The 20,685-nt window shown below is 36.8% G+C and carries 19 protein-coding genes and 2 pseudogenes; 9 read left to right on the top strand and 12 right to left on the bottom strand.

The window, feature by feature from the left end:
- Nucleotides 1-54: 54 nt before the first annotated feature.
- The 3 genes and pseudogenes from ACTJJG_RS18595 to ACTJJG_RS18585 form a co-directional block, all read right to left on the bottom strand.
- Nucleotides 55-645, bottom strand: a pseudogene (locus ACTJJG_RS18595) (hypothetical protein); the annotation flags it as partial.
- A 246-nt stretch (nucleotides 646-891) separates the two neighbouring features.
- A complete protein-coding gene (locus ACTJJG_RS18590) occupies nucleotides 892-1,596 on the bottom strand; it encodes a hypothetical protein (RefSeq protein ID WP_016806307.1) in 705 nt (234 codons plus the stop codon).
- Between the two features lie 285 nt (nucleotides 1,597-1,881).
- The gene (locus ACTJJG_RS18585; protein ID WP_069119824.1) at nucleotides 1,882-2,739 is read right to left on the bottom strand and encodes an SDR family oxidoreductase; all 858 of its coding nucleotides are present in this window, start codon (nucleotides 2,737-2,739) and stop codon (nucleotides 1,882-1,884) included.
- 127 nt (nucleotides 2,740-2,866) lie between these two features.
- On the opposite strand from ACTJJG_RS18585, the gene ACTJJG_RS18580 reads away from it, so the two are divergent.
- Nucleotides 2,867-3,223 (top strand): winged helix-turn-helix transcriptional regulator, encoded by a 357-nt coding sequence (locus tag ACTJJG_RS18580; protein WP_032056524.1) that lies wholly within the window; start codon nucleotides 2,867-2,869, stop codon nucleotides 3,221-3,223.
- 84 nt (nucleotides 3,224-3,307) lie between these two features.
- Here ACTJJG_RS18580 and ACTJJG_RS18575 read toward each other — a convergent pair whose 3' ends face one another.
- Both ACTJJG_RS18575 and ACTJJG_RS18570 read right to left on the bottom strand, forming a co-directional pair.
- Nucleotides 3,308-3,862 (bottom strand): TetR/AcrR family transcriptional regulator, encoded by a 555-nt coding sequence (locus ACTJJG_RS18575; protein ID WP_032063581.1) that lies wholly within the window; start codon nucleotides 3,860-3,862, stop codon nucleotides 3,308-3,310.
- 192 nt (nucleotides 3,863-4,054) lie between these two features.
- Complete coding sequence (locus ACTJJG_RS18570; protein WP_320125016.1) at nucleotides 4,055-4,234, bottom strand: hypothetical protein; 180 nt, start codon at nucleotides 4,232-4,234, stop codon at nucleotides 4,055-4,057.
- Nucleotides 4,235-4,551: 317 nt separating this feature from the next.
- Here ACTJJG_RS18570 and ACTJJG_RS18565 point away from each other — a divergent pair, with 317 nt between their 5' ends.
- A complete protein-coding gene (locus ACTJJG_RS18565; protein WP_069119752.1) occupies nucleotides 4,552-5,310 on the top strand; it encodes an HD domain-containing protein in 759 nt (252 codons plus the stop codon).
- A 136-nt stretch (nucleotides 5,311-5,446) separates the two neighbouring features.
- On the top strand, nucleotides 5,447-6,067 hold the full coding sequence (locus tag ACTJJG_RS18560) for an NUDIX hydrolase (protein ID WP_032063584.1): 621 nt from the start codon (nucleotides 5,447-5,449) through the stop codon (nucleotides 6,065-6,067).
- A 75-nt stretch (nucleotides 6,068-6,142) separates the two neighbouring features.
- Here ACTJJG_RS18560 and ACTJJG_RS18555 read toward each other — a convergent pair whose 3' ends face one another.
- The gene (locus ACTJJG_RS18555) at nucleotides 6,143-7,516 is read right to left on the bottom strand and encodes a putative bifunctional diguanylate cyclase/phosphodiesterase (RefSeq protein WP_032063585.1); all 1,374 of its coding nucleotides are present in this window, start codon (nucleotides 7,514-7,516) and stop codon (nucleotides 6,143-6,145) included.
- Nucleotides 7,517-7,879: 363 nt separating this feature from the next.
- Here ACTJJG_RS18555 and ACTJJG_RS18550 point away from each other — a divergent pair, with 363 nt between their 5' ends.
- The 5 genes and pseudogenes from ACTJJG_RS18550 (at nucleotide 7,880) to ACTJJG_RS18530 (ending at nucleotide 14,070) form a co-directional block, all read left to right on the top strand.
- Complete coding sequence (locus ACTJJG_RS18550; protein ID WP_032063587.1) at nucleotides 7,880-8,386, top strand: sigma-70 family RNA polymerase sigma factor; 507 nt, start codon at nucleotides 7,880-7,882, stop codon at nucleotides 8,384-8,386.
- A gap of 30 nt (nucleotides 8,387-8,416) precedes the next feature.
- Nucleotides 8,417-9,383: pseudogene (locus tag ACTJJG_RS18545) on the top strand (FecR domain-containing protein).
- Between the two features lie 58 nt (nucleotides 9,384-9,441).
- A complete protein-coding gene (locus ACTJJG_RS18540; RefSeq protein WP_230445007.1) occupies nucleotides 9,442-11,973 on the top strand; it encodes a TonB-dependent siderophore receptor in 2,532 nt (843 codons plus the stop codon).
- 154 nt (nucleotides 11,974-12,127) lie between these two features.
- Nucleotides 12,128-12,826, top strand: coding sequence for a DUF1826 domain-containing protein (locus ACTJJG_RS18535; protein WP_032038354.1), 699 nt, complete (start codon nucleotides 12,128-12,130; stop codon nucleotides 12,824-12,826).
- Between the two features lie 215 nt (nucleotides 12,827-13,041).
- Complete coding sequence (locus tag ACTJJG_RS18530) at nucleotides 13,042-14,070, top strand: MerR family transcriptional regulator (protein ID WP_069119758.1); 1,029 nt, start codon at nucleotides 13,042-13,044, stop codon at nucleotides 14,068-14,070.
- A 126-nt stretch (nucleotides 14,071-14,196) separates the two neighbouring features.
- Here ACTJJG_RS18530 and ACTJJG_RS18525 read toward each other — a convergent pair whose 3' ends face one another.
- Entirely contained in the window at nucleotides 14,197-14,667 is a 471-nt protein-coding gene (locus ACTJJG_RS18525; RefSeq protein ID WP_069119760.1) for a Csu type fimbrial protein, read from the bottom strand.
- A 512-nt stretch (nucleotides 14,668-15,179) separates the two neighbouring features.
- On the opposite strand from ACTJJG_RS18525, the gene ACTJJG_RS18520 reads away from it, so the two are divergent.
- The gene (locus ACTJJG_RS18520; RefSeq protein ID WP_069119761.1) at nucleotides 15,180-15,617 is read left to right on the top strand and encodes a DUF2147 domain-containing protein; all 438 of its coding nucleotides are present in this window, start codon (nucleotides 15,180-15,182) and stop codon (nucleotides 15,615-15,617) included.
- Between the two features lie 85 nt (nucleotides 15,618-15,702).
- Here the strand turns inward: ACTJJG_RS18520 and ACTJJG_RS18515 are convergent, their stop codons facing one another.
- From ACTJJG_RS18515 to ACTJJG_RS18495, 5 genes are all read right to left on the bottom strand, one after another.
- Nucleotides 15,703-17,007, bottom strand: coding sequence for an MFS transporter (locus ACTJJG_RS18515; protein ID WP_069119763.1), 1,305 nt, complete (start codon nucleotides 17,005-17,007; stop codon nucleotides 15,703-15,705).
- A gap of 347 nt (nucleotides 17,008-17,354) precedes the next feature.
- On the bottom strand, nucleotides 17,355-17,951 hold the full coding sequence (locus tag ACTJJG_RS18510) for a cytochrome b (RefSeq protein ID WP_033850464.1): 597 nt from the start codon (nucleotides 17,949-17,951) through the stop codon (nucleotides 17,355-17,357).
- 12 nt (nucleotides 17,952-17,963) lie between these two features.
- A complete protein-coding gene (locus ACTJJG_RS18505) occupies nucleotides 17,964-19,028 on the bottom strand; it encodes a catalase family peroxidase (RefSeq protein WP_233752574.1) in 1,065 nt (354 codons plus the stop codon).
- A 318-nt stretch (nucleotides 19,029-19,346) separates the two neighbouring features.
- Complete coding sequence (locus ACTJJG_RS18500; protein ID WP_069119768.1) at nucleotides 19,347-19,817, bottom strand: hypothetical protein; 471 nt, start codon at nucleotides 19,815-19,817, stop codon at nucleotides 19,347-19,349.
- A 200-nt stretch (nucleotides 19,818-20,017) separates the two neighbouring features.
- Nucleotides 20,018-20,569, bottom strand: coding sequence for a TetR/AcrR family transcriptional regulator (locus ACTJJG_RS18495; protein WP_069119830.1), 552 nt, complete (start codon nucleotides 20,567-20,569; stop codon nucleotides 20,018-20,020).
- Between the last annotated feature and the right edge of the window lie 116 nt (nucleotides 20,570-20,685).

Genomic DNA, 20,685 nt, shown 5'->3' with positions numbered 1-20,685 from the left:
TTAGCTGCCTAGCATATCCCAAGTGAAAGTCTCCTGCTAATTCAGCACATATCAGAATAACAAGCCAAAATAAAAAATCGGAAAAATACTAAAGACAGTTGTTACTATTTCCCAAAACATCACTCCGACTCTGTAATTATACCCCAATACTATAAGCCCACCTCTACGTCTGGGCCTCTGCTGAGTAATATCATCATAAATAAAGTGAAGTATTCCCATGACAAAACATAGGGCAAATAAACTTGAGACTAATGTCTTTTTGATTAAAGGTTTCTCTAACCAAGGGTATTTTTTTGAAGACTCAAATTCGGCTTTAAAAAATATTTTATAAATTTCCTCTTGATAAGATTTATTAACCCCATATTTTTTAATAAAAAAATAGCAGATAACACAACCCACAAAGAACATGACTATGGTTATATAAATGCTATAAAGAATCGTAAAAAACGGTAGTGGACCTTTCGTACCAACAGTCACATGCATAGTTTGTGTGATGTATTGATATAGCTCGTACTGCCATTCATTTTTTGGATAAGCAGGAAATACAAATAAAGGAATAATAAAAAGAATGGAACATATAGCTATATTTCCTTTGTTCTCCTTACTTTTCCGTGCAAGCGTAGAAAGAAAATTTTTAGAAGCCATATCTATATTTTACAATTTGGAATCACTTCTTTAACCTTATAAAAATCATTAAAAGCTTTTATAGTATTCATAAAAAGTCATTCATTTTATTTAATATCTTGTGAACGAACTTTACTCTATGTTTTAGATAAAATCAAAAGATGAGAGAGAAAGTTTCCTTATATGAAATATATACTTATTTTTACTTGTGCTCTTTATATTCAAAAGAGCACTTTTTAAAGGGAACTTTGAGACATTTCTAAGTTATTAATGTAAAAACGGTTTTGTTAAAAATACAAACCCGACAGAGAAAAAAGCATTATCGTGATGAGAAATTTGGTCGCCATAACTTGCATTTAATTGAACAAAGTCTTTATAAATCATGTATCGAAAACCTGTTTGGTAAAAAGCATCATTTCGATCATTGCCATATACTTCGGCAGTGAATGTTAATGGATGGGTAAGTTGTGTTTCGGTTCCAATTCCCCATGTGGTTTGATTTTTATGTGTGGTATTTTCACGTAACCAACCAAGGTTGGCATGGATTAAAAATTTATCATCCAAAGTAGAAAGACTTAAAGGAACATTAACCGTCCAATCTTTCTTTGAAGAATCCTTAGTATTGATTTGAGTGCCAAAAGAAAAGCCGATTCCCCAATCATTAGTTTCTAAAGGTTTTAATAAGGTCTTGCCTTGTAGAGTTGCATAACTGACATGCTCAGTATCATCATTTACTCTCCCCATCCCTACAGCAAATTCAAAATTACCACCAAAATTACAGGCTGGTGTTGCCCAATATTCTTTGCTGTCAGAGTTATGCTGCGCCCATGTTTCTAGCTGGCAGGTTTTTGGAGAAACTAGAGCAGCATCGTCAACAACCATAGGTCGTCCACTATGGCTCGCGCTAGATAATGCGAATAAACAGAAACCAGAAATAAGTGAGCGTTTCTTTAAAGTAAATAACACTGGCATCACTCCCATAAGTCATGGAGCACATGCAAGTACTGCAACCCGTCATGAATAAATCATGGGTTAATAATAGAAATGAAAAGATGGAAATAAAAAACCTCTTCTTGCATCCACAAAAAGAGGTCTGTCAGGACTTCAGTGGATACTTAGACTATTATCGATCGACTACTGTCACTCGAGCAAGTACTCACATTGAAGCTCCTAAAAATTAGTTGGGCGGATTCTAAAATTACCGTTGTTAAATATCAAGTTAAAATTTCGTGTCAGTCTAAGCGATAGAAAAACAGCTTATTTTAAAAACTCTTTCACAGTTTCTTGCATACTTGTCGTTGCGCGGCCAATGAGCTGATGCAGATCTTTACTATCACTATATAAACCGTGTTTAGACACGCCTTCATCCGAATCAGCCAATATATGAGCAAATCCTTCTGGTACACCAACCTGCACTAAGAATGCTTTATATTCTTCTTCGGGTAAATCTTGATAAGTTACATCTTTTTGAGTGATTTCACTTGTCCATTTTGCTACATCATCAAGGGTGTAACTTGTATCACCTGCCAGCTCATAAATCTTATTTTCATGCCCATCTTGCGTTAATACCACAGCGGCCGCAGTTGCATAATCTAGACGTGAAGCAGAAGAAACTTTACCGTGATGAGTTGCCCCAAAAATTTTGCCATGCTCAACCGCTTGTTTAAGACCCATTGCATAGTTTTCGTTGTACCAGTTATTGCGTAATAACGTGTAGGGAATATTCGATGCTTTTAAATATTGTTCAGTTTCAACATGTTCTTGCGCAAGTAAAAGCGGTGTTACATCTGCTTTTAATAAACTTGTATAAGCAATAAATTTTACATGCGCGAGTTTTGCTGCATTAATAATATTTTGGTGTTGTACTGTGCGTTGACCAATTTCATTTGATGAAATTAATAAAAGCTTATCAATACCTTGCAGTTGTTCTGAAAGTTTTTCTACGTCATTAACATAATCAAAAGGACGAACTTCTATCCCTTTTGAACTTAAATCTAAAGCTTTTTCTGGATTACGGACTAATGCCACAATATTTTTTGCTTCGGTCCGTTCAAGTAATTGAGAAATAACGAATTGACCAAGTTGACCTGTTGCACCAGTAACTGCAATACGCATGGTGATCTCCATCTGATGTAATTGAAATATTTCAATCATCGTAGTATCTTCACTTACTAAAAGTAAGTACTTACCTAAAAGTAAGTTCAGCATTAAATGTAAACTTTTGTAATGCAGGTAATGAGCAATGAAAGGTCTAGTTTTTGCAGCAAATTGTCCATCTAGAAAAATTTTATTAACACTAACAAGCCGTTGGAGCGTTTTAATTTTAGTTGCATTACGTGATCAGCGTTTGCGCTTTAATGAATTAAAAAAATTAATTGATGGGATTAGTGAAAAAATGCTGGCACAAACCTTAAAGTTACTCGAGCAAGATGGTTTTATTTATCGTCAGGATTATGCTGAAGTGCCCCCTCGAGTAGATTATCAATTAACAGACTTTGGCCGAGAAGCTTCCGATAGACTTTTTGATTTAACGGATTGGCTTGAAAATAATATATCTCAGTTATTAGAACAGCAGCCTCGTTCAGACTTAGTTTTATAAGCAAATCTCTGCATATTTAAATTTGCTTCACGATTGATATATCTTCATCTAACTTTGATCAACAAACTTAGAGTCCGTACTCCTTTACCCAAACCCCAGCAAAAAACACTCAAGCACTCTTTCCCGCTCGATTGTCACATCTGAGCTTAAAAGCTGGATAATTGCGCCCTCAATCATATATAAAAATAGCTTGGCATCCTGAAAGGTAGCATCTGTTTTGAGTTTTATAAGCTGGCTATAGATTTCATTAAGTAGCCATGTGCGATATCTCACCGCGGTGATATAGGCTTTTGGATAGGTCAGTTTCGTTTCAAAAATGGCTTTAAATAAAAGGTAGTACATCCCTTCTAAATCGGTGTGGAGGTAATAAAGTTTCTTGAGTTTATCCTTCACGCTTGTGTTCTGGTCGTACCCAACAATTGAGACCACTTTTTCTTTTAATCGTTCTTTTTGTACGATCAGGCAGATTTCAATAAATCGTTCTTTCGAATGAAAAAAGTTATAAAAAGTTGCTTTGGTCACTTCACATTCTTTCACGATTCGGTCGACTCCAACCGTATGGAATCCGTGGTGATGAAATAAATCAATCGACTTATTGATGACTTGAATAGCACGTGTTGAGAGAACTAAATTTGGCATAGTCTTACCGTTATCAAATTATTGTTGTATATAAATGAGATATAAAATCGGCCATCTTTTTTGGGAGAAAAAAGGCACAGCAAAGCCCGTAAGACTGTGCTTGGCACATCTCAAGTTTTATTGTTGATTAAGTTTTAAGACGAAGTAATTTAAAGCCTGAAAACCTAACGGTGATCAAACTGCTTTAAACGTTTAAGCTGTGTCGTTATAGCTTTTGGCAAAGTCTGCCAAGAAATAATGGATGTGCAAAGCCAACTCCTTTTTATTGGGAGTTCTGCCAGACATTAAAATTATGGTGGCAGAACGAAAGGGGTTCGCAGACTGGTCAAACGAGGCCAGCACACCCGAAGGTGTCCCCCTCCGTTCCGCCATAGAGGGGGCACGAGGGCTCAACACTAAAAGTATGAAACTTTTAATGCTCGTTTGATTCGGTCTGCGACAACCGACTGGCAATGTAGGCCAGCAGGCAAAGGATAGTGCCCAACCTTTTTACAGTCAAGCACGCAAAATGACATTTGCTTTAAAATAGATCGTTAAAACAGTAAGGCTAAATAATTAAAATTTATTGTTAAATTGGGGTTTATAAAAAGCTATTAATCAAAGCTCTATCGGTGTTTTAAAAGATACAACTTGCAAAAAAACATCTATGGCAATATTTTAGAGTAATTACTCTAAAATGAGATCTAATAATGAAAACTAAAAGAATTGGTTCATATCACTGGATGCAAGCTACAAATAGCCAGCTCAGCTTCAAAGAGAAAATTAAGTTAATTCAAAAAATTATGCTGCCAAGTGTTATGGCTTCTATAAAAATAAATTACTTTCGATTCAAACCTTCTCATGATTTTGATATTGATCAGATCGTGATACCAGATACTCAAATGGTTAAAGTCGCGCTTGATGAGCTCGAAGCTAAAGCAAGTATATCTATTTATAATCATTCATGGCGCACCTATTTCTGGGGCGCTGCTTTAGGCAATATACAAAAACAGCAATTTGATGATGAGTCACTTTTAATAGCCTCACTTTTTCATGATATTGGCTTAACTGAGCAACATATTCATAGTAAAGGTTGTAACTGTTTTACTTATGAGAGTGCTAAACAATTTGAGCTAAAGGCTAAAGAACATAGCTTTGATGAGAAGAAAAGTGGAGTTATTAAAGATGCTATCTGCTTACATATGAACGGTTATATAGATCACTCTGACCCAGCAGAAATTACGCTATTACAGCAAGGTGCATCCTGTGATGTGATTAGTGACGGTCTATATAGACTTCCCGTCTCTTTTAGAAATGAAATTTTAGAAAAATATCCTAGAAAACAATTTAATAAAGAATTTATTGAGCTTGTTAATTTAGAAACTAAGAATGTAACAAATTCTCGAACTAGTTTATTAAGTAGTCTTGGTTTACCGCTCATGATTAAGTCAAATTTATATAAAGAGTAAATTTAATTAGAGCTATTAATCGTACAAAACCTATTAAGACTCAGCTTGAAATTTCAGTTAACAACTGTTTAATAGTGCTTCGTCTGACTATGTCTTACTATAGCTGAAAGATATAAGCATGAAGGCCTCTGTTGCAATGAATGACTCAGTGAAGTGGTTAGAAACTTTAAATAAAATTACTGGTATTGCTCAAACAGGTTTACATTATTCAAAAGATGTTTATGACAAAGAACGTTATGAACAACTCTTAGGGCACATTGAGTATTTATTAGAATTAAAAGAAATCAAAACAGAAAATTTTATTAATAACGTGCTCCAAGATGTAGGTTATGCGACTCCGAAACTAGATGTTAGAGCAGTTGTTTTTAAAGAAAATAAATTATTATTAGCAAAAGAAATTGGAGACGGGAAATGGTCTGTTCCGGGTGGATGGGCTGACGTAGGTTACTCAGCATCGGAAAATGCTGAAAAAGAAGTTATAGAAGAGACAGGTCTACGAGTTAAGGCGATTAAGTTATTGGCTTTAACAGATAGAACTAAGCACCCACATCCTCCAATGTTTTTACATGTGTATAAGGCTTTCTTCTGGTGTGAAATTATTGATGGTGAACTGACACCAAGTATTGAAACACCCGAAGTTGGATTCTTTGGTAGAGATGAGTTACCACCTATTTCTACAGCACGTGTAACAGAAGAACAAATACAACAATTCTTTGATTATTTAGAGTCAGTACCAGACGTTACTAAGTTTGATTAATTAAACTTAATGTAAGGCAGATCTCTTATATTTAGAGTTCTGCTGTTAAATTAAGATTGTTAATTATACTTTTGCCTATTTTTTGAAATGGGATAATAGTTTTAAAAAGTCATTTAAAGGCATGGGGCAGCCCCACAAATATCCTTGAAACTCAGTACATCCATTATTTTTAAAAGCACTAAATTGTTCAGGCGTTTCGATGCCTTCTACCAACACTCGGAGGTTCAGATCTAATCCAATTTTAATAATGCCTGTGACTAATTTATTACTGCGTTTATCATCCAATGCTGCCTGTACAAAGCTACGATCAATTTTGATTTGGCTGATGGGCATTTTTTGTAGATAGCTTAAAGATGAATAACCTGTACCAAAATCATCAAGAGAAAGCTGAACTCCTTGTTTAGATAAGAACTGCATTTTTTCGATCATGCTTACACAATTCGTTAAAGCAATATTTTCAGTAATTTCTAATATGAGACGAGATGGATTGACCTCATATTTCTGAATCATCCCAATTACAGTTTGCTCAAAGTTTGGTTGCATAAAGTGATCAGCACTAATATTAATTGAAAGTGTAAGATCTTTGGTCTCAGCTTTTTTACTCCACTTTTGTAAAACTTTGCAGGCTTGAGCCAATACCCATTCCCCGATCTCTGGCATTAACCCAAAACTTTGTGCCGATGGAATAAAATCTTTTGTGGGAATATATCCTAAAACAGGATGATGCCATCTTAATAAAGCTTCCGCACCAATTAGCGCTTCAGAAGCATTAATTTGCGGTTGATAAAAAAGCTCAAACTGTTCTTTTGCAAGTGCTAAGCGTAAGTCTTGCACCATAGTGCTTTCGGTTTGTATCTCTAATTGCATGGTGTAAATTGAAATACAGATCATGAGCGTAGCGACACAAGTTGCAATCCATCCCCCATGGTCACGAATATCTTCCGGTAAAGGTATGGCGCTCTCAAGATTAAAAGAGCTGCCACTAAAAAATATAAAGCATCCAATCGACAAAAGAATTAAAGCAGCTTGTAAAAAGCTTGGATTTCTACGGTAATTCAAATATCCCAATATCGCCCCAGCGGGTAAAAACAATTGAGCCACTTGCGGACGGTCACTTGTAGCGACATCAAAAAATAAGCAAAAAATGACTGGAAAAACAAGCAGAACGACTTGAGATAAAAGAATACCCGCTGAAATGCGGTTTATATAAATGAGAAAAAGGCTAAATATAGAGATCAGTGTAAAAATGATATCCATACCCACAATTAACCACATTTTTGCAAATATAAAATATGTGGTCCAAAACAAACAAAAAATAATGCAAATAAAGATATTGGCTTTTGCGGCGATTGTAAGCTGCTGATCCTTTACGGTACGGTAATTTTTTTTGCGTTTTTTAAAGTAAGACGAAGCTATCATAAATAAATCAACCGTAAAATATTTCTTCATAAACCCCAAGCTTGATCAGTGATATACCCTGTCAATTTTCACCAATAAAACCTCATGTTTTATTTATTTTTATATGACTCATCTTGAGGTGGGTGTTGTTTTAATTGTGGTGGCACAGTCCGGTTGTTTAATTGAATAATTTTGTTTTTCAATCACCTTATAATTTTAAAGGATCATCCCCTAACGATACATGTGTCTGCGACTAAGGTACAGGCCCTAAATAGCGAAAAATTAGAGCATAAGAATTTTTAGAATATAGAGCCCTCTTTGTTGATATTAATAATAATTATCATTACTATTTAAGAATAATTTAACTGTGTGTTTAATTGCGCTACTCATTGCCAATTTGTGGACTCCGCCGCTATGAACTTCAATGTAGAGAAACAGGTATGGTTTAGCCAAATTTACCGTTCTCAGCAAACTACGCTTTTATCATGGTTTAAACACAAAATTCAGCACCATCATCAATCTGAAGACCTGAGTCAGGAAGTGTTTTATCGTGCTTTAAAAAGTGGATATTGTTTTCAAAAAATTAAGGAACCACAGGCATGGCTTATGGGGATCGCCAAGCATGTCATGATTGACTATTGGCGCCGTCAGCATATTGAAAACTTATATCTAGACGCCCTACAGCATCTTCCAGAAGAATATTATCCCTCTGCTGAACATGAACTTTATATTCAAGAAACCCTATATCAAGTTCATTTAATATTAGAAAAACTACCTACCCGCACGGCTCAGGTCTTTTTGATGTCTCAACTAGACGGCATGACTTATCGAGAAATTAGTGAAAAAATGAATATTTCTGAAGCTACTGTGAAAAGAGATATGAAACAAGCTTTTTTAGCTTGTATAGACCTTTATAATTAACCCTTTTCAACGCGCTCAAATTTCTACTGTATGTCAGCTATTAATAAAATTCCTCCTCATGTTTTAGATGCAGCCGCAGACTGGTTGGTACTTCTACATTCGGGTGAAATGACAGCATTACAGCAACAACAATTTGAGCAGTGGAAAGCCGAAAAAAAAGATCACCAGCTAGCACTCCAGCAAATGGAAAAATTTAGCCACGGTTTATCAAACCTCGCAGGTAACTTCCCTTCCGAAGCTTTAGTTCAGTCTAATCAAAAATTTAATCTTGCTGCAAAACGCAATATGCTGTTGAGCCTTTCAGGTTTAATGATCGTTGGTTTGTCTGCCTATTTCATACCTTGGGAAAAATGGCAGTCGGACTACCACACCAAAGTGGGTGAAATTAGAAAAGTATCGTTAAAGGATGGTTCTCAACTGATTATGGCAAGTGATTGCTATGTCGATGTAAATTTCACGCAAGAGAAACGTCAGATAAAGCTGATTGATGGGGAAATTTATGTTGAAACAGCAAAGGATGCTCAACATCGACCATTTATTGTCGAAACCAAGAATGGTTCCGTAGAAGCCTTAGGGACTCAATTTACGGTTCGCCAAGAAAATAGCGAACAAACAAAAGTCAAAGTCTATAAACATGCTGTAGCAATTGAACCCGAGAACTCGTCTAAACGCCAAATATTAAAACAAGGCCAGCGTGCTTTTTTTGACGAAAAATATATTTCAAAAGCTCTTCCTCTCGATAACGATCAGCCTTATTGGACCCAACAACTTTTGGTTGTAGATCAATGGCCACTTCAAAAAGTGCTGGATGAGCTATTTCGTTATAAAAAAGGTACTTACCATCTCGCCCCCGAATTAAAAAATATAAAAATTTCTGGGGTATTTTCTCTAAAGAACCCTGAGCAAAGCTTAGAAACTTTGGCCTATAGCCATCAACTTGAGCTGACCTATTACAGTCCCTATTTGTTAAATATTAAAAAAAGATAAAAAAATGTGACCCTTTTTTTGATCTGGTTCGACTTATAGAGAAATACACTCCCTGTCGAGAAGACCACATGAAGGATTATCAAGCAAAAAGTAAATTGGCTTTGGCTATACGTGCAGTGCTATGGAGTACGCCATGGGTGGTCACGGCGCTTACCTCAACGTCTATTTACGCTGCACAAACTTATAGTATTTCAATTCGCCAGAGCACGCTTGATCAGGCCATTAAACAACTGGCAATTCAAACAGGTACCACCATTAGCTACGATAATACCAGTCTTTCAAAAACAAAAAGCAAAGCGCTTCAAGGGAATTACGCTGTTGAAGATGCTTTAAGTCTGTTATTACAAAGTCACCCATTTGAAGCCGTTAAAGTAAACAATGGTGGTTACAGCATCCGAGTGAAGGCTCCACCCGCTCCAATTGAACCCAAAGTTTTCCAGTTAGAAGCAATTAAAACAAAAGCAAATAACAACAATGAATTTGATACGGCAGGCAGTGAAACAGGTACGGCGCATTTAGCAACAATTCATGTTAATGCTGATCATGGCGAAAATTTAACAACCGAAGGTTCTGGTTTATATACGGCGAAGGCGACCACCGCCTCTACTGGCTTGGCATTAAGTTTGAAAGAAACACCTCAGCTGGTCAGTGTAATCACCAACCAACAAATGAAAGATCAGAACCTCACCCAATTAACCGATGTTGTGAGTCAGGCAGCAGGTCTTTCTATTAAACAAGGCGGCAATATTGGTAGTGATAACTCACCTATTTACGCTCGTGGCAAAGAAGTAGATAGTTATTTACTCGATGGCGTAAAGCTCATGAGTTCATATGCAAGTATTTTCCAAAGTCAGGACATGGCTTTATTTGACCGAGTCGAAGTCGTGCGCGGTGCAAATGGCTTAATGACAGGTGCTGGCAGTGCAAGCGCAAGTATTAATCTGGTCCGAAAAAAACCATTACAAGACTTTAAGGCTTCGGTGAGTGCTGACATTGGTTCTTGGGATTCCTACCGTACCGATATTGATGTTTCTACACCCCTTAATGAGTCTGGAAGTATTCGTGGCCGTACCCTTTTTGCCTATCAAAAGTCAGACTCTTATATCGACCGCTACAATGAAGAACGTAAAGTGGCTTATGCCGTATTAGAAGCTGATTTAACTGAACAAACCAAAGCAAGTTTGGGTGCAAGTTACCAACAACTCGATTTGACTGGTGTCGCTAGAGGTGGTTTACCAAGCTTTTATACAGATGGCACACCGATTAACTGGTCCCGTTCAGATTCAGCGGCGGCGAGTTGGACGGGTTCAGACCGTTCAACGACATCTTACTTTGCTGATATTGAACACCAGTTTAATGACCGCTGGAAATTAAAAGGTATGGTGTCTAGAACCATTACAGATTCGGATGAAATTGTAGGTTATACCTTCTCAAGTAAAGGGATTGATAAAGCTACTGGTAGCGGGGCAATGTTGTATGCAACCCGTTGGGATTATCGCCCTACTCAAGACTTATTCAATTTAACCTTAAACGGTTCATTTGATTTGTTTAATCAAACTCATGACGTGGTGTTAGGCACAACTTACACAAAAAGCAAAAATAAACGTCCAACCTATTCGGGCTGGAATAACGGAATGACATGGGATGGAACTCTAAAAAATATTTTTGCTTGGGATGGCAGTACACCTAACCGCCCCGAAACAAAAATAGATGGTTGGTACAGTGGCGATGATCGTAGCCAATCTATTTTTGGTGCTGTTCGTCTTAAAGCAACCGACAATCTTGCAGTCATTTTAGGCACTCGAATTGAAGACTGGGAGCGCGTAACTGGCAACCATTCAGATGCTGATAATAAGACCACCTACACAACACAAGAAGAAAGTGGCAAGGTGATTCCTTATGTGGGCATTACCTATGATTTCACTGACAACTGGACTGCGTATGCAAGCTACACCAATATTTTTTCACCACAAGATAAGAAAGCTGTTACAGGCGAATACATAGACCCATTAATAGGTAATAGTACCGAGCTGGGTATTAAGGGTGAGTTTTTTGATAATCAATTAAATGTTGGCGCTGCTATTTATCAAACTAAAGAGGACAATACAGCGATTGCATTAGCAGATGTATTTGCTCCAGATGGTTCACAAGCCTATCGAACAGAATCTGGCACCAAAAGTCGCGGCTTTGAAATTGAAGCGACAGGTAAGTTGACTGATTTATGGCAAGTTTCCACAAGCTTTAGCCGTAACTTATCAAAAGATAGCCAAGACAACCGATTAAATACCGGTGTGCCAAATAACACAGTCAAACTGTTTACCACCTATACCCTGCCTTATCTTGATGAAGCCCTGACCATTGGTGGCGGTGTTCGTTGGCAAAGCGAAATCTATGAAAAAAATGCGGTCTCTGCAACAGGTAGATTTACTCAAGAAAGTTACGCTTTAGTCGACTTAATGGCACGTTATAAGGTCAACAATAATCTAATGCTCAACTTTAATGTTAATAATTTATTTAATGAGAAATACCATTTAGGCACCACAAATAGCTATTACGGCGCTCCGACTAATTTTCGAGTGGGTGTTAAATATGAGTGGTAAATAAATTACTCGACCTTTAAAGACCTTACTTCAGAGGCAAATAATGTTCTTCTGAAGTAAGTTTAAGCTGGCGTAATAAATTGCAAGGGAATATTTTTTAGCTAAGCTCAGGCTATAATATTAGACATGCTCTATTATTTTATTTAATTCTCCTATGAAGAATGCGTTTTCTGACAGCAAACAAATTAGACAAGTGTCTAGTTTTCCTGAACTTGTAAATACAAAGTTTCAAGGAGAGACAAATGCGATTTGCTGGCACAGAAATTTGGTTGGCGACTTTAAAGAGATTGTGAGTAAACTTCATTTAAAAGAAAATATTACAGAAGTTTCTGTTGAAGACCTTTTAGCGCTACAACTTTCAGAAAAAGGCAATCTGGCAAGAAAAACTATTTTAGAAGATATCGAGCAGTTAACTGATTTCGGCGCATCGCCAGTACTTAACTTACTTAAACATTATGAACGCGATGAAGAGCTAGGCTTCATTTCAACAGATGTATATTCATTTCATGTTGATCGCTCTCCAATTGAAACCGATACATTCTTATGTACCTATCACGGCGCTGCCAGTGATATTGTGCCCAATAATCAGGTTGAACAAAAAGTTTTAATTCCCGAAATTAGAGAAAAGCTCAAAGAATTACATGATGGCCCAGAAGCTGAATTTGAAGCATTTTTGGCAGAGTATTTTTTTGATTTGCATTATCAGCCTAAACCCGCTGCCCAACCTGTAAATTTAGGCACGGGACATATTTGGCGTTTAGCAGTAGATCATCCAACTCAAAAGGTTTTACCTTGTGTTCACCGAGCACCTGTTGAAAAAGATGGCGAGTATCGATTGCTGTTGATTTGTTAAATATATTGCCACTCCATGACGGGAATGGCTTGAAATCATTTTTATCCAAGAAAAACTGGCTTAACTAATCTCTTAAGATATTCCGAAAACGGATCAAATAAATTCGAATATTTACTAAAGCAAAAATAATGAAAAAATATGATTTAAAGTAGTTGACCCTCACGTAACGTAAGCCCCTAGCATAAAACACGCCTAAGGAAGAAGGAGCTAAAAAGATGCTGTTAAAAGTTGGTGAATTGGCTAAGCAAACAGGACTTACTGTCCGTGCTCTTCATCACTATGACGATATCGGTTTACTTCAGCCTTCGGTCCGTTCCGATGCAGGTTATCGACTATACACCCGTAAAGACATTACTCGTTTGCATCAGATTCAAGCATTACGAGGACTGGGAATGTCGTTAGCCGAAATCCATACGGTTCTTGAAGACCCCAATCTTGCACTTTTACCGATTATTGATCAGCAGATTCAAGCAATTGATCAAAGGCTGACAGAGCAAAAGAAATTGCGAAATCAGCTCAGCAAACTTAAATCTCAGATCATAAGTGGTGAAGAGCTTGGTTTGGAGGATTGGCTAAAAACACTGGAGCTTATAGCGATGTTTGAAAAATATTTTACAAAAGAAGAGCTTGAAAAACTGACTTTCTTACAAGCAGGCACTAAAAGCCACCAAGAATGGCAAGAGTTAACTCAAGCAGCAAATGCACTATTTAATGCTGGTGAACCATCTAACAGTGAAGCAGCTCAAGACCTAGCTCGAAAGTGGATGAAAACTCTTGAGCACAATACACGAGCTAACCCAGAATGGTTAGTTAAACTAAATGCCATAAACTCAGCCGAACCTGAATTTCAGGAAAAATTAGGCGTAACGCCAAAAGTTGTTGAGTTTTTACTTAAAGCTTTTTCTGAGAGTAAGCTGAGTATTTTTGCCCGTTATTTATCTGACGATGAGTTTACTTTTTTAAAAGAGAATTATATTCGTGAGATGAAAAAATGGCCTCAATTATTGGTTGATATTGAAAAATTGATTGATGCCGAGGTCACACCAGATAGTGATGGAGCAAAGCGTTTGGCACAACAATGGCTCTCTATGCTACAAGGCTATGCTGGCAAAAATCCAAGTACTCAAGAAAAAATCCGTACAGCAATGCAAAGTGAACCAAGCCTTGCTGACGGTACTTGGCTCAAACCAGTGACCCTACAATTTCTGGAAAAAGCAGTAGCAGCATTAATGCGTGGTGCTTAGTTCTATCAAAACAACTGGCTACACCATATGTTGGTGTAGCTTTTTTTTAAAATATTCTCTTCGCCCCTAAAAAGAGGTTTTTTATAAATTAGTTTTTGATATTTATAATTATTTTGGTTTTCACGATTAATATATAACATTCACACGAACCCAATCTTCATACTTAGTCGCCTGAACATTGGTGCTTGATGTGATCGCCCCGTGAATAGGAATATTTTCTTTCATTCCTGTCGCGATTCGTGAACGTATTTTATCCGCCACCCCTCCCCAAATTTGAGTATGGCCCGCATCTTGATACAGTACATATGCAACAGATGCTGGGCTGTTAGTAGATTTAAGTTCAAAGTTATTGTCAGAGGTTACAGCCAATTGATAGGGTGTATTTTTGCTGCATTGCACAGTTACATCCGTTCTTGCAGTAGGAACTGGCTGAGCACGTTCAACCGAACCAAAATCTAAGTTTCCTTGTGTGGAAACTTCACAAGTTTCTAGAATGGTTAAACTGACCCTTAATGATGTAGATGCATTGCCAGCATCTGCACTATTTATTGTCAACATTCCCATCAGAGAAAATAAAGCATGTCTAATCACTTTCATTTCTTCTCTCCTTAACTTTTTGTTCTAATGTCTAATCATCTTTATATTGTGTTTTTTCTGTTCCTATTAAAGAAACAGCTTTCAGGATTGTTTAGTTATAAGACTTAATATTGCACAGTGTCAATCTATACTAATCACATGATTTGCATATTATTTTTATTATTTGTGATGAGTTACACGCAATCTAATTAATTTAAAAAGTAGTGGATGTTTTTTATTTCTCCTAAGCGTAAATTTTGTCATTATTTATCAAACTGTATGTAGTTTAATCACCCCACTACTTCTAAAAATTATCAATAATTTATAATCTACTTTTAAACCTTGCTTAATCATTATGTCCATTCTCGCAATTGCATAAAAAAACCGATCAAAATAATATCCAAACAAATAGATTATAACTTTACATATTGTTTAACTTATAGATTCAATACTAAGAAAATTGTGAAGTTAAATTTAAAATAAATAATTCTGGCCTTTAAAACCATTTATTTTTAATTCGAGAATCCATTGATATGAAAAAATATTTATTATTAATTTTATTGAGTTTTTATTCGGTTCATTCATTTGCTTCGGACAAACTACATGGCAGTGTTTGGAAAACCATTGATGATGCAACCAATCAACCTCGAGCGCTGGTAAGATTTAACCAAGATAAAAATGGCAACCTCTCTGCAAACATCGAAAAAATACTTGTTCCAAGTGAAGCCAACAAATGTACGATGTGTGAAGGTACTTATAAAAATAAATCTTTGATTGGTTTAACCATCGTCAAAAATTTAAAAAATGTCGGTCAAAATAAATATGACAAGGGATCTATCCTCGACCCACAGTCTGATAAAACCTATCGCTTTAGCTTAACAGTATCCCCAGATGGCGAAAAACTTACTGCTCGTGGATACATTGGTATCTCTGCAATTGGCCGAAATCAAACGTGGTATCGAGTTAAATAGCTCATGAAATAACAGTAATCAACTCTTTGTAGCTACTCACCGATCATAATTACAATCAATATGTGCATGATGGATGCAATAGTTTTTATGATCGGTACTTAGCTTGAATAATCAGCATAATAATGACGAGTAGCGAAGGTATTGCAGCAATCACAAATAAATGAGTAATAACCAGAAATTGAGAGAGATAACCACCAAATAACGGTCCAATGACCGAACCCAAACGCGCAATACCGATACTCCAGCCCACCCCTGTAGTACGAAGCGAAACTGGGTAATAACTGGCAGACAGTGCATTAATGGCAGGTTGCCCGCCAACAATTGCAAAGCCAGCAATAAAAATGATAATAAATAATAAAATAATATGGCTAACCGCATAGCCAATTAAAGCAACACTCATCACTGCAACCAAAAAAACAGGGATTAATACTTTATAAAATCCTGTCTTATCGATTTTAAGGCCCATCACCACACTACCAACCGTACCGCCTAATTGTAGAGTGGAACCGATCAACAATGCCTGATTTAATGAAAGTCCTGACTCTTTGGCCAAAGTCGGTAACCAGTTTGCCAGAAAATATAGACTGATCATATTTAAAATACTGATGATCCAGATGGAATAGGTAAAAAACGCACGCTGATTTTTAAACAACTCAAGCGGCGACTTTTTAACCTCAACTTCAGTGTTATTGATGATTTTTATTTCTGAATTAAATGTTAATGCGGGATAAAACTTCTTTAACCAAAACAAAATCTTAGGAATATTTTTATTATCTTCACTCAAAAAATATAAAGATTCTGGCAGCTTAAAGTATGTGATAAAGAAAATAATTAGAGGAACAATACCGCCAAAATAGAAAATTGCCTGCCAACCTCCCCAAGGAACTAATAAGGCGGATATACCGCCTCCTAACATTGCCCCTACCGTATAGCCACAAGAAATAACCATCATGGTAAAAATACGAGATTTGAATGGAACAATTTCAGAGCTATAAGCCATAACATTTGGCATGATACCTCCTAAAAAAATTCCTGTAACAAAGCGGATTGCAGTCAATTGCTCAATATTGCCTACATGTGGTGTCACCAGCATCAAAACCGAGAACATAAAGGTTGAGATCAGTAAGATGGGACGGCGGCCAAAACGATCAGAGAGTGAACTTAATAAAAATGATCCGACAAATAAACCAAACAAGCTGGCGCTAAACACAACCCCTAGCATGGATTTTTGAACGCCCCATTCTTCTATAATCATTGGGGCCGCGTAAGCCATAGACTGGATGTCATAGCCATCCATAATCATCAGTAATAAACAGGTGATCAGAATAAATTTTTGATAGCGTCCAACTTTCTGCTGATTGATCAAATCACTTAATGCAACTTCTTTCATGGTATTCCCTTCTCCATGACATGCTTTAAATTAATTCATTTTAATTATGTAATACGTAATCAATTTACGATTAACGTAAAATAAAATAGCAATAATATGCCAACAAAGTCAAAATATTATTTTTTTATAATATAAACAAAAAGTTAGATCAGATGATTTGATTCTGTCCGAGTAATGATCTCAACTTATTGCACAGGGGCTATGGTCTGCTCATCTAACAAAAATCAAGCAAACCATACATCCTATTATTTAAATTATTTTTATATTCAAACAGATGATTTAAAAACAATCGAAAATCTTTTCCCTCTCGTCCGCCTAATCTGAGCTTAAGAGCTAAATCACTCCCCTCAATCAGCATTCTTCTTTTCAGCAGAAGATCCATTACTTGATGGTTTAGAAGAGCCCAAAGCCATACTTGAGAATACGCCATCGCGATAAATCCATGCATGTAATAACGCAGCAGACAGATGACCAATAACCACAGCAAATAATAACCAAGCCAAAATTCCGTGTAGAGTACGGAACCAAGCGTAAAGCGTAGAGTTAGTAGGTGCTATAGGTGGAAGGTCCCAACCCGGAAATAAAGTTACAGGCCAATTACCTGCTGATAGCGTTGCCCATCCGAGCAATGGCAAACTAAACATCAAAAGATAGAGCAGCCAATGTGATGCATGGGCCATAAATGCCTGCCAGCGCGGTACAGTCGGCGGCAAAGGTGGAATTGGAAAATAGAGTCGATTTATTAATCTTATGATGACCAATAATAAGATTGCGATTCCTAAAGGACGATGGATATCGATTAACCACGGACGCCAAGTGATTGAGGTTGTCATTCCCACACCAATAAATAGCATGGCCAAAATCGCTACCGCCATAAGCCAATGTAGTATTCGAGCAGTCAAATTAAAATGACGTGGAGCATTATTGTTAGATTTGTTTTGCATGGCTGATCTCTCCTATTTGCCCACGGCATCCGTTGCTTTGCCAAATCCAATTTCACGTAAGCGAGCATTGTAAGATTGTGAATAGATGCCTGCTCGTGCGGCGAGTACTGGATCATCTGATAACTCAATTCCCGGTGGAACTAGTGTTGGATCAAAGTTAATGTCACGGCAAACGCCATTTACCTGTTCAGTTACATTTTTGACTTCCAATGTTCCTGCTATCACTTCTTTACGTTCTTTTGGCCAAGGTTGAGACGGGTCATTCACTGGGTCTCCCGGCTCGGCAAGTTGCAAAACCAAATCCCAATATAGCGGCCCTTCAGCCAAACGTTTTTTGATGTCTTTAAATAAGAAATCATGGCCAGCTTGATCACGTTGTTCTTTCGTCAAGCTAATAAATTTTGAATGAGGACGCATAGACCAACGAACTGGCTGTTCTTGTCCATTGGCAGCCCGCAATATAAAAGCATTTACGACATAAAATTCTGCACCGCTGAAACTACCGGTTAATGGCATCTTCGCCTTTTGCTCAATAGACTTACGTGCTTCTGGATATTCTTTTAAGAAAGCCTCAACAAGGGCTGGATCAGGTTTGCCAGTAGCTGGAACTGGTTTAAATGCTTTTTGCTGCGCCAAAAAACCTTCGGCATTTCGTGTAGGGAAATAGGGAAAGTTGTTTAATTTCATGCGCCATTGTGAATGATCAGCTGCGGAAAGTAATAAAGCCATACTCACTGTTGCTGTCGAATTATCTGCCGCATGCGGGTTACCACTTCCAATAGAAAAACGGCCAATCGCGGGTATATCAGACTTGGCAAATACCGTGGCTTTAGAGAGTGCCGCTGCAGAACCATTACTGTGGTAAGTGCCATCAAAACAAATACCCTTACCGTGTGCACGTCGATATCCGGGATCAAAGTTATTTAATGAGTCTCCCAAAAAAGTTTTGCTTGTGGTGCGATGTCCAAATAGACCGGCGACCCAAGCAAATGCCAATACTAAGGAGCCCGCGATTACAGCAATACCCACGAATCGCAGCCAATACTTCTTTAGACTTTTAAAATTCAAATTATTCATTCTTCATCCTTTGTAAATTGTATGGCTGCATCTATAAAGAAGAGTTTGATCATGTAAAAAGAGTATTACTTACATTGATGGAACCACGTTCAAAATTAGCTGAGTAAATAAACTCCCGAAATTTCTGGATCCAATATAGCGATAAGCCTTAATATAATATTTATTTCTGGGCCATATAAGGTACGCACCCACTTACGGGTCCTAATCATCTTTTACAGCTGATAATCATTTTTAGATTTTTTAAATATCATCAAGCAACTGTTCTCATAAACAGTTGCTTGAGATTTTTTATTTATAAATAAAAATTAGTGCTTCTCATCATGAAGTAGCCAAACTTTTTTCATTTTTTTTATAATCGTCAGAATCAAAATAGCTCCTAATCATATTGGCGCTTTCTTCTGACCTTCTTCTTTCTTCTTCTAAATCAACTTTAACTTCTTGTCTGGCTTGATATTCAGCAGGGATCAAGCTAGCGAGTGGTGGAAGCTTAGGTCTGCCTCCAACTGTAATTCTTTCAATAAAGCCCGCTAACCACATGATGTATTCAAGCTTATTTTTATATTTGGGCATTAAACTGATATCTAACTTAACTAAGCACTGATCGGGCGGTTTGTTTAAACACGCTTCGAAATCAAAGTAATTACTTTTTAGTTTACATGAAGAACCCTTTAGTTCTTTTCTTATCGCACTCACTAAGTTATTGAGCTGCTCAATAGTGCTTTCAGAAAATAAATTTTTTTTCTCGAATTCTTCGTAAACCTTTTCGGCGATAGCTATAAATTTTGTCATCCCTATTTCCCTTTTATTATAGGCGTTCTTATATCTTTTGCCTTTTAAGGAATTATGATGAATTAATCATTACAAAATGTAAGGGATTTCTACTATTAAGTAATTAATATAAAACTTTTGCAACCTATTGCCCAAACTGTCCGCAGGAATAAAAATTAATGATGAATAAATCACAAAAAATAAAGATTAATTCATCTCTGTTAGACATAAATTATATAAAAATCTATCACCTTTTCCCGATCAATTGCCCCATCTGAGCTTAAAAGCTGAATAATTGTGCCTTCAATCATATATAAAAATAGCTTGGCGTCCTGAAAAGTCGCATCCCTTTTGAGTGCTCTAAGCTGGCTATAGATTTCATTGATGAGCCACGTTCTATATCTCACCGCGGTTTGATAAGCTTTTGGATAGGTCAGCTTTGTTTCAAACATGGCTTTAAATAATAGATAGTAAAGCCCCTCTAAATCAGTATGTAAGAAATAAAGTCTCTTAAGTTTTTCCTTTACACTTGGGCCTTGGTCGTACTCAACAATTGAAACCACTTTTTCTTTTAGACGTTCTTTTTGTACGATCAAACAGATTTCAATAAACCGCTCTTTTGAATAAAAGAAGTTATAAAAAGTCGCTTTGGTAATTTTTGACTCTTTCACAATTCTATCGACCCCAACCGTATGAAAGCCATGATGGTGAAATAAATCAATCGATGTATTAATGACTTGAATAGCACGTGTTGAGAGAACTAACTTTGGCATAGTTTTACCGTTATAAAAATTTTTGTTGTATATAAATGAGATAAAAAACCTGTGCCCTTTCTGGGAGAAAAAAAGGCACAGCAAAGCCATAAAGACTGTGCTTGGCACATCTCAAG

The sequence above is a fragment of the Acinetobacter sp. 22512 genome (assembly GCF_052044755.1).
GTDB classification, from domain to species: domain Bacteria; phylum Pseudomonadota; class Gammaproteobacteria; order Pseudomonadales; family Moraxellaceae; genus Acinetobacter; species Acinetobacter pittii.
This window is presented reverse-complemented; position numbering and strand designations above follow the sequence as displayed.